Origin of the sequence: Amycolatopsis palatopharyngis (genome assembly GCF_003385185.1) — a bacterium.
Lineage (GTDB): Bacteria > Actinomycetota > Actinomycetes > Mycobacteriales > Pseudonocardiaceae > Amycolatopsis > Amycolatopsis palatopharyngis.
In genome coordinates, this window is record NZ_PQHZ01000095.1 from 1 (window position 1) to 9,704 (window position 9,704).

The 9,704-nt window shown below is 68.8% G+C and carries 8 protein-coding genes; 2 read left to right on the forward strand and 6 right to left on the reverse strand.

What is annotated here, in order from left to right:
- Positions 1-196: 196 nt before the first annotated feature.
- From D0C15_RS33180 to D0C15_RS33190, 3 genes are all read right to left on the reverse strand, one after another.
- Positions 197-1,456, reverse strand: coding sequence for a class I SAM-dependent methyltransferase (locus D0C15_RS33180; protein ID WP_116052001.1), 1,260 nt, complete (start codon positions 1,454-1,456; stop codon positions 197-199).
- Positions 1,457-1,504: 48 nt separating this feature from the next.
- Positions 1,505-2,203 carry an alpha/beta hydrolase gene (locus D0C15_RS33185; protein WP_116052002.1) on the reverse strand — a complete coding sequence of 233 codons (699 nt, stop codon included), beginning with the start codon at positions 2,201-2,203 and terminating at the stop codon, positions 1,505-1,507.
- A gap of 103 nt (positions 2,204-2,306) precedes the next feature.
- Positions 2,307-4,172 carry an ABC transporter ATP-binding protein gene (locus tag D0C15_RS33190; RefSeq protein ID WP_116052003.1) on the reverse strand — a complete coding sequence of 622 codons (1,866 nt, stop codon included), beginning with the start codon at positions 4,170-4,172 and terminating at the stop codon, positions 2,307-2,309.
- Between the two features lie 252 nt (positions 4,173-4,424).
- Here D0C15_RS33190 and D0C15_RS33195 point away from each other — a divergent pair, with 252 nt between their 5' ends.
- Positions 4,425-5,735 carry a glycosyltransferase 87 family protein gene (locus D0C15_RS33195; protein ID WP_425455458.1) on the forward strand — a complete coding sequence of 437 codons (1,311 nt, stop codon included), beginning with the start codon at positions 4,425-4,427 and terminating at the stop codon, positions 5,733-5,735.
- Here D0C15_RS33195 and D0C15_RS33200 read toward each other — a convergent pair.
- From D0C15_RS33200 to D0C15_RS33210, 3 genes are all read right to left on the reverse strand, one after another.
- Entirely contained in the window at positions 5,722-5,931 is a 210-nt protein-coding gene (locus tag D0C15_RS33200) for a helix-turn-helix domain-containing protein (RefSeq protein WP_005437638.1), read from the reverse strand. The two genes, D0C15_RS33195 and D0C15_RS33200, sit on opposite strands and share 14 nt — an antisense overlap.
- Positions 5,932-6,129: 198 nt before the next feature.
- A complete protein-coding gene (locus D0C15_RS33205) occupies positions 6,130-7,758 on the reverse strand; it encodes an ABC-F family ATP-binding cassette domain-containing protein (protein WP_116052004.1) in 1,629 nt (542 codons plus the stop codon).
- Positions 7,759-7,947: 189 nt separating this feature from the next.
- Positions 7,948-8,625, reverse strand: a complete 678-nt coding sequence (locus D0C15_RS33210) for an acVLRF1 family peptidyl-tRNA hydrolase (protein ID WP_116052005.1) — start codon at positions 8,623-8,625, stop codon at positions 7,948-7,950.
- Positions 8,626-8,712: 87 nt separating this feature from the next.
- On the opposite strand from D0C15_RS33210, the gene D0C15_RS33215 reads away from it, so the two are divergent.
- A complete protein-coding gene (locus D0C15_RS33215) occupies positions 8,713-9,369 on the forward strand; it encodes a class I SAM-dependent methyltransferase (RefSeq protein ID WP_245976508.1) in 657 nt (218 codons plus the stop codon).
- The last annotated feature ends 335 nt before the right edge of the window (positions 9,370-9,704 follow it).

A 9,704-nucleotide genomic window follows, 5' to 3' on the forward strand; every position in this document is an offset into this window, starting at 1 on the left:
CAACTCAACGGCCGACCCCGCGAAACCCTCGGCTGGGACACCCCCGCCGAAGCCCTCCACCAACTACTCTGCCCCCCACACCAACAAAAGCGTTGCAACCACCAGTTGAAACCACCTCTTGCTTGGGCGTACTTGCAGACGCACCTACCCAGGTGCGGGAGGGCAGGGCCTGGGCATCGCGCCGGGTCGGGACCGCTCAGGCGAAGGAGAACTGGTGGACTTTGAGGTAGCCGGAGCGGAAGCCCGCCTCGGAGTAGGCCAGGTAGAACTCCCACATCCGCCGGAACACCTCGTCGAAGCCGAGTTCGGCGGCGTCCTCCCAGCGGTGCAGGAACTGCCTGCGCCACTCCCGCAGCGTGCGGGCGTAGTCGAGGCCGAACTCCCGCATCGCCTGCGGACGCAGTCCGGCGTGCGCGGCCATCCCCTCCTCCACCGAGCGGGTGGACGGGATGAGGCCGCCGGGAAAGACGTACTTGTGTATCCAGGTGTAGGACGACGAAGCGGCCATCATCCGGTCGTGGTCCATCGTGATCGCCTGCAGGCCGACCCGGCCGCCCGGGCGCAACCTGCTGCCCACGGTCTCGAAGAACGTTGGCCAGTACCGGCTGCCGACGGCCTCGATCATCTCCACGCTCACCACGGCGTCGTACTGGCCCTCCGCGTGCCGGTAGTCGCGCAGCTGCACCTCGACGCGGTCGGCCAGCCCAGCTTCCGCGATCCGCTTCGTCGCCAGTGCCCGCTGTTCCTCGGAGATGGTCAGCGAGGTCACCGTCGCCCCGCGCTGTGCCGCGCGGATCGCCAGCTCACCCCAGCCGGTGCCGATCTCCAGCACCCTGGCGCCCTGACCGACTTCGGCGTAGTCCAGTACCCCGTCGATCTTCCTCCGCTGCGCGGCCGCGAGATCGTCGCCGGGGGCGAACAGCGCCGAGGAGTAGGTCATCGTCTCGTCGAGGAAAATCGAGAACAGCTCGTTGGACAGGTCGTAGTGCCGGTGGATGTTCGACCTGGACCCCTCGACGGTGTTCTCCTCCTCCACCGGATGCCCGCGATCGACGAACCGACGGAACCGCTGCAGTGCGGGCGGGATGAGCGTGGCCATCCGCTCGGCGAACGGGGTCAGCACATCGGCGAGCGCGTCGGAGGTGTCGACGGTCCAGTCCCCCGCCATGTACGCCTCGCCGAATCCGATCTTGGCGTCCACCCCGAGCCGGTGGAAGAAGGCGGCAGGCCGGTGCAGGCGCATCTGCGGCGTTCCCGGCCCGCCCGCACCGAGAACCGTCCCGTCGGGCAGGCTGACTCGCACGTTCAGCGGGCGAACCGCGCGCCGGAAAAGGGACTCGGCGATTCGCGCGCGCCACGGTGAATGTGGCGGAGTGTGCAGTTCCCGCCACTCATGGCGGACCAGGTGCGGCTCGTCCGCGGACCTGGGTGTCTGGTCGATGCTCGAGCTGGTCAAGGCATTCCCTCCCGCCGGTGAGCCCCGGCCGGTGCATCAGTGTTTCTGCTACACCGGAATTCGGAGCCGCTCCCCGTGCGGTTTGCTCCAGGCTTCGCGCAACAGGTCGTCGGTCGCGGCGAGGCCGAGGGTCTCCAGGACGAACGCGCGCACCAGCCGGCGCCACACCATGGACCGGCGCAGCATCGCGTGCCCGTCCTCGGCCACCTCGAACCGCGCCAGCCTGCTCGCTCCGGGCAGCGCTCGCTCGCCGAAACTGTGTGAGGCGGCGGGATCGGTGATCCGGTCCCTGGTGCCGTGCGCGATCAGCACCGCCTTGCCCGATACCGCCTGTACGGGCTCGGCCCTCGGCGTCCACGGCGCGAGCGCACAGACACCGCGTACGGCGGGATCGTCGGCGATCCGCAGGGCCACCCGGCCGCCCATGGAGTGACCCACGAGCACGATCGGCAGGCCCGGGTACTCCTCGGTCAGCCGGTCCAGCGCCCACCTGGCATCGCGGACGGCGTCCAGCGCGGGCGCGTTCCACCCGCGTACCCGGTTGCGCAACAGGGCGACGTGCAGGCCCTCCGCCCGGCCCGCCGCCGCGAGGTCACGCGCCATCGGCACCATCCTGAGATAGGCCAGCCGCCACGGCCGCACAACCGCCGCGCCGTGTTCGGCCCCGCCGTGCAGTACGAGTGCGACACCCTTCGCGGGTTCCGGTGAGCGCCACATCGACAGGCTCGGTTCGTCCACGCCCGTCATCCAACCTCCCTCGAACCTTCCACCGTCCGGCGGCACCGGACAGTCCCAGTGATTCGGTGCGGAGGATCGATCGGCATGCCCGGTGTGGGCCGCACCACGAAACTCAAGCGGCGGAGTTCTGCTGGGCGAACTGGGTGTGATGCAGTTCGGCGTATCGCCCGCCTGCCGCCAGGAGTTCCTCGTGCGTGCCCCGTTCGGCGATCACCCCGTCCTCGACGACGAGGATGAGGTCCGCGGCGCGGACCGTGGAGAGACGATGGGCGATCACCAGTGCGGTCCGCCCGTCCAGGGCGTCGTTGAGGGCCTCGCTGACCGCCACCTCGGACTCGGAGTCCAGATGGGCGGTGGCCTCGTCGAGGATCACGACGCGGGGCTGGGCCAGCAACAACCTGGCGATCGTGAGCCGCTGCCGTTCACCGCCGGAAAGCCGGTAACCACGTTCACCGATCACGGTGTCCAGCCGGTCCGGCAGCGATCGCACCAGCTCCGCGAGGCGCGCCTTGTCCAGGGCCAGCCAGATCTCCTCGTCGCCCGCGTCCGGCCGCGCGTAGGCCAGATTGGCCCTGATGGTGTCGTGGAACAGGTGCCCGTCCTGGGTCACCACGCCGACGGTCTGCCGGATCGAGGCGAACCCGAGATCCCGGACATCCACACCGGACAGCCGGACCGCGCCACTGTCCACGTCGTACAGCCGCGACGGCAGGGCGGCGATCGTCGACTTGCCCGCGCCCGAAGACCCCACGAGAGCCACCATCTGGCCGGGTTCGGCACGGAAACTCACGCCGTGCAGCACCTCTTCCCCGCCCCGGTTGTCCACTGTGGCCACGTCCTCCAGCGATGCGAGGGAGTACCGGTCCGCGGCGGGGTAGGCGAACCGCACGTCGTCGAACTCCACGGAGACGCCGCCCGATGGCACCATGCGCGCGTCGGTCCGCTCGGTGATCATCGGGTCCAGGTCGAGGACCTCGAATATCCGCTCGAACGACACCAGCGCGGTCATCACGTCGACCCTGACATTGGCCAGCGCCGTGAGCGGGGTGTACAGCCTGGTCAGCAACAGGGCGAGCGCGACGACCGTGCCCGCCTCGAGCTCGCCGCGCAGGGCGAGCACACCACCGAGTCCGTAGACCAGCGCGGTGGCCAGTGCCGACACCAGCGTCAGGCTGGTCATGAACCATCGGGTCAGCATCGCGGTCCGCACCCCGATGTCGCGGACCCTGGCCGCTCGGGCACCGAATTCGGAAGACTCCTCGTCCGGCCTGCCGAACAGCTTCACCAGCGTCGCGCCGGGCGCGGAGAACCGTTCGGTCATCTGAGTGGTCATGGAGGCGTTGAGCTGCGCAGACTCCCGCTGCAGTGCGGCCATCCGCCTGCCGACGCGCCGAGCCGGGACGACGAACACGGGCAGCAGCACCAGTGCGAGCAGGGTGATCCGCCAGGACAGCGTCAGCATCACCGCGAGCGACAGCACCAGCTGGATCACATTGGTCACCAGGCCGGACAGGGTCGCGGTGAACGTGCGCTGGGCACCGATGACGTCGTTGTTGAGCCGGCTGACCAGCGCGCCGGTCCGGGTGCGGGTGAAGAAGGCGATGGGCATCCGCTGCACATGCTCGAACACCGCCCGCCGCAGATCCAGGATCAGTCCCTCACCGATCCGGGTGGACTGCCAGCGTTCGGCGAGACCGAGACCCGCGTCGGCGATGGCCAGCCCCGCGATGGCGACAGCAAGCCAGACGACGACCGAAACCGCCGAGGAGTTCACGATCGCGTCGACGACCCGGCCGGCGAGCAGCGGGGTGCTCACCGCCAGAACCGCCGAGACAACCGTGAGTGCGAGGAAGATCCAGAGTCTGCGCCAGTGTGGTCTGGCGAAGGACGCAACCCGCCGCACGGTTCCACTGCGCAGGCCTCGCGGTGTCTCGGGCGCACGCATCGCGCCCCGCATCAGCGACCAGCTGTTGTCCACCGCGTCCCGCCTTTCAAAATATCTCGATATAACTTGAACTAACGTACGCAGATGACCTGCACAACGCCCAGGCCGACGAGTTCCTTCCCGGTCTCGTCGACGCGGCGCCGTTCGACTGCCCGGCCCGCGCCGGTACTCGGGCATGCTCTAGTCTGCGTTTCCTGAGATTCGCGGTGGTCAGGGCCCGTGCGGAACCCGCGGGCAGGTCACCGTGACGACTCGAACCCGGATCCGGCGGAGGGGGCGGACACCGTGACTCAGCGTGTCGCGCGACGGCTGGTGGAGAGTCTGCGGCACGCCTGGCACGATCGGCCGCTGCCGCTAGACCTGTTCTTCTACGGGATCTCCCTGTTATACGCGGCTGGCGTCGCGCTGACCAACGAGTTCTACGGCTACCGGATGTGGGGCAACTTCGCCGCCGCCGGATACGGCCTGGCCCTGTTGCACAGCCTCTGGCTGCTGTTCGCCGCCCCGGAGGCGCTGCGCAAAGCGGGTCGCTGGGCCTCCCGCTGGGTTGGTGTGGCGCTCGTCGGTGCCATCGGAATGGTCCTGCCACTCGGGCTTCTCGTCGTTCGCAGACTCACCGGCCGGGACTGGCTCGACACGCCCTGGAGTTGGAGCGCGCAGCCCGAGGTGTGGGTGATCGAGCGCTCGGCCGAACTGCTTTTGCGCGACGGGACGCCATACGTGGACGTGTTCGCCCTCGGCCGGGCACCCGAGGTGAACGACTACACGCCGTACGGGCCGGTGATGCCCGTGTTCGGGCTGCCGAAGGCCCTGTTCGGTGGCACCCCGGTGACCGATGCGCTCACCGACGCCCGGCTGATATTCATCCTGGTCGCGGCCGGTTGCGTCTGGATGACCCTGCGCCTGCTGGGCAGGCCCGCGGTGCCCCTGCGTGCCGCTCAGCTCGCGGTCGTCTGCCCGGTCACGGCCCTCACCTTCGCCACAGCCGCACCGGACCTGGCGATCCTCGGCCTGCTCGTCCTGGCCTGCGCCCTCGCCGCGACAGACCGGCCGCTGGCCGCCGGGGCCGTACTCGCCCTGGTGGGCAGCGCCAAGCTCATCGCACTGCTGGCCGCGCCGGTGCTCGTGGTCCTACTGCTGGCCAGGGCGGGCAGGCGGGCGGCAGGCGGCTTCGGACTGGTCCTGCTCGGTGGCACGGTGCTGCTCAACATAGGCGCACTACTGGTCGACCCCAAGGCCTTCGTCGAGCACGTGCTCCGGTTCCCCGCGGGACTCGGTGCGGTGACGTCACCGGCCGCCAGCCCGCTTCCGGGCTACCTGATCGCCAGCACCGGAGCCGCAGGCAAAGTCGTCGCGTTCATCCTGCTGGGCGCGGCGGGACTGGCGATCGCGGCCTGGCTGATCGCCCGGCCACCGACCACCGGATCGGACGCGCTGTTGCGCATCGCCGTCGGTCTCGGCGCGTTCACACTGCTGACGCCGGCCACCAGATTCGGCTACCTGGTGTATCCGTTTGTATTACTGGGAGCAATGGTGTGTTTCCGTGCCGCGGAATCCGCCCGCAGCGAGCGCGCGAGTACTACTACTTCTTCTTGACCCGCGTGGCGCCGCCACGGCCACGCAGCTGCACGCCCGATTCCGAGAGCACGCGGTGGACGAAACCGTAGGAACGACCGGTCGACTCCGCGAGAGCCCGGATGCTGGCACCCTTCTCGTACTTCTTCTTGAGGTCAGCGGCCAGCTTGTCGCGCGTGTTCCCGGTTATCCGCGCGCCCTTCTTGAGGTCAGCCACGTCTATCCGCCTTCCGCCCCGAAAGTGTCCTGGGCCACATTCGGCCCCTGTCGCCGCAATGATCGAACACTGTGCGCCGGAATGCCAGACGAGCGGCAAAAAACTCTCGAATGGACGCCGATATTGGGCCATTCCAGTGTTTGCCCAGCATCAACTAACGAGATCAACTAGGCGTGGAGCGAGGCATGCCCGGGCTGGTCAGGCCAGCTGAACGAGGTCGAGGTACTCGGCAGACCAGTGATCCTCGGTGCCGTCGGGCAGCAGGATCACCCGTTCCGGCTCGAGCGCCTCGACTGCGCCCGGATCGTGCGTCACCAGCACAACGGCGCCGTCGAACGAATGCAGTGCGTCGAGCACCTGCTCACGGCTCGCCGGGTCCAGGTTGTTCGTCGGCTCGTCGAGCAGCAGCACGTTGGCGGCACTGGACACCAGGCTGGCGAGCGCCAGCCTGGTTTTCTCGCCACCGGAAAGCGTGCCGGCCGGCTGCGAAAGCTGCTCCCCGGTGAACAGGAAGGAGCCGAGCAGGTTGCGCAGCTCCTGTGCTCCGGTGTCCGGCGAGAGGTGGCGGATGTTGTCCCAGACCGTCGCGTCGTGGTCGAGAGTCTCGTGCTCCTGGGCGTAGTAACCGAGGCGGAGGCCGTGCCCTGGAACGATGCCGCCGGTGTCGGCGGGTTCCATGCCACCGAGCAGCCGCAGGAGTGTCGTCTTGCCCGCACCGTTGAGTCCGAGCACCACGACCTTCGAGCCTCGGTCGATCGCCAGGTCGACGCCGGTGAAGATCTCCAGCGAACCGTAGCTCTTGGACAGTCCCTCTGCCGTCAGCGGCGTCTTCCCGCAGGGTGCCGGTGCCGGGAACTTGATCTTCGCGACCCGGTCGGCCTGGCGGGTGTCGTCCAGATCGGCGAGCATCTGATCGGCCCGGCGGGCCATGTTCTTGGCCGCGACCGCCTTGGTGGCCTTGGCCCCCAGCTTGGCGGCCTGCTGGTGCAGTGCGGACGCCTTCTTCTCGGCGTTGGCGCGCTCGCGCCTGCGCCGCTTCTCGTCGGTGGCCCGCGCGTCCAGGTAGCGCTGCCAGGACATGTTGTAGTGGTCCAATTCGCCGCGGGTGGCGTCGAGGAACCACACCTTGTTGACCACCTCGCCGAGCAGTTCCACGTCGTGGCTGATGACCACGAGACCGCCCTCGTGGGCCTTCAGGAAGCCACGCAACCAGGTGATCGAATCGGCGTCGAGGTGGTTCGTCGGCTCGTCGAGCAGCAGAATGGTGTCCGATTTCCCGCCGGCACCGGCCTCGGAGGCCGCGAACAGGATCCGGGCCAGCTCCACCCGCCTGCGCTGGCCGCCGGAGAGGGTGCCCATCGGCTGCGCCAGCACCCGGTCCGCGAGACCGAGGTTCGCGCAGATCCGCGCGGCCTCACTCTCCGCCGCGTAGCCGCCGAGGGAGGAGAAGCGCTCCTCCAGCCTGCCGTAGCGGTTGATCGCCTTGTCCCTCGCCGCGTCGTCGACCAGCTCCGACATGGCGGTCTGCGCCTTTTCCATATCGCGCACGAGCACGTCGAGGCCGCGGGCGGACAGCACGCGGTCCTTCGCCGAAACGGAAAGGTCGCCCTCGCGGGGGTCCTGGGGCAGATAGCCCAGGTCGGAGCCGTGGCGCACCTCGCCGGTGTAGGGCTCACCCTCCCCGGCGAGCACCTTGAGTGTGGTGGTCTTACCGGCGCCGTTACGGCCGACGAGGCCGATTCGGTCGCCCTGCTGGATGCGCAGGGTCGTGTCGGCAAGCAGAATACGCGAGCCGGCACGCAGCTCCAGGTTCGAACCGGTGATCACAGGAAAACTCCATGGAACGGAATGTGGACGTGGGCAGCCGCTGCGTCAGCGAGCCCGGACAACGGGCGCGACGCACTCACCACGGGGTGCTACTCCAGCAGAACGACCACACATCGAGTGTACGGGTTCGCGTCCAGCGATTTGCCTTCCGGTGTCGACCCTCACCGTCGTTGGGAGAAGATCGGCAGCTCAGGCGGGATCTCGGACGATGATCTCGACCGCCCGGACCCGCTCGGCGGCGTCGTCTAGGACAGTCCGCCGCGGTTCGCCGACGTCCAGCACCCATGGCTGCGCCTTGGCGAACACAGGAGCGAGCCTGCGGTCCTCACGCAACTCGTCCAACGCCCGGCGATCGCCGCCGAGTACGACGGCGTCCAGTTCACCCAAGCGCGGCACCAGTACCTCCCGCACGTCCTCGGCCGCGGCCCGCAGCGCCTGACGAGCCTGCCCCTCCCGTCGCCGGGCGAACCGGTGCTGTGACCAGCCACCCGCGGCACTGCGGCCGTGCACCAGGCGCCGGTCGGTACGGGAGAGCACGACACTGCCGCCTTCGGCGACACCAAGGCTGTGCCCGCCGAGGCGGACGAGCAGCAGGCCGACGCGACGGGGCCGGGAAATGTGCTCGACCAGCGCGGCGACGTCGAGACCTTCCCTCCGCTGTTCCCCGTCCACGTCCAGGGGCGCGAACGGCACGCCGACCGTCGCCGTGGTTCCGTCGCCACCGTGGACGACAACCTCGGTGGGGGTCAGTGTGGTGGCGCGAACACCGTCGTTGCGTTCGGCGAACCGGTCGAACCAGCGGGCCAGCCGATCGGCTCCTACCTCGACGGCCCGGCCGCCGCCACTGACGTCGCGCTGCCTGCTCATCCCGTCAGCGTACGAACTTCGCCCAGCGACGGCGACCGTTCTACGACGTTTGCCAAAACAGCAACAATATTTGTCACATTCTTTCAGGTGAGTGCAGAGTTGGGCGATATGAGCGAGCACAACATCGACGAACGGTTCACCGCGCCCTACTGGGACGAGCGCTACGGCTCGGCGACGCGGATCTGGAGCGGCAACCCGAACCCGCAACTGGTCCGCGAGATCGCCGGCCTCGAACCCGGCACCGCGCTCGACGCGGGCTGCGGAGAGGGTGCCGATGCCCACTGGCTCGCCCGGCAGGGCTGGCGCGTGACCGCGATGGACGTCTCCACCATCGCCCTCGAACGGGGCGCGGCCCATGCGGAGGCGGAGATCGCCGATCGCATCACCTGGCGGCAGGCGGATCTGACGAACTGGCAGCCCGAGGACAGCTACGACCTGGTCAACGCCCAGTTCATCCACTTCCCGCCCGAGCTGCGCGAACCCGTGTACGCGCGCCTGGCGGCGGCGGTCGCACCCGGCGGCACCCTGCTCGTCGTCGCCCACCATCCGTCCGACATGCACACGTCCATGCATCGGCCATCCGAGCCGGACCTGTTCTTCACGGCCGAGGAACTCGCGGAATCCCTGGACGGCAAGGAATGGGAGATCGTAACGACGGCCGCGCGGCCACGCTCCACAACGGACCCAGAAGGCCGGGAGACAACCATCCGCGACACAGTCCTGCGAGCCCGCCGCCGCCCATAAGCCCAGGGATGGTGCGCCTGCAAGTACCACCAAGCAAGATCGACAACGCCGCCAACTACCCCCAACTGCGCTTTCCCGGGAAAGTGCCGGGCCGCACTTTCCCGGGAAAGTGCGAGGGTCAGTCGCGGTGACGGCCCAGTCTTCGCTCCGAGCCCTGGCACGGCGGTCGAGCCGGTGTGGTCGCGGGAGAACCGGTGGCCGGGTAGCCGACGGGCCGGTCCGGGACCGGAAACGCCGCCGCACCAACGTCTCACGCCCTCGCACTTTCCCGGGAAAGTGCGGTTCGGGAACGCACTTTCCCGGGAAAGTGCGATGGACGGGGGTGGGGTGTGCGC

Bases quoted from the DNA above. Each gene is read 5' to 3' on its own strand.
- D0C15_RS33210 (WP_116052005.1), bottom strand. From the start codon at position 8,625: ATGAGCAGGCAGCGCGACGTCAGTGGCGGCGGCCGGGCCGTCGAGGTA.
- D0C15_RS33185 (WP_116052002.1), bottom strand. From the start codon at position 2,203: ATGACGGGCGTGGACGAACCGAGCCTGTCGATGTGGCGCTCACCGGAA.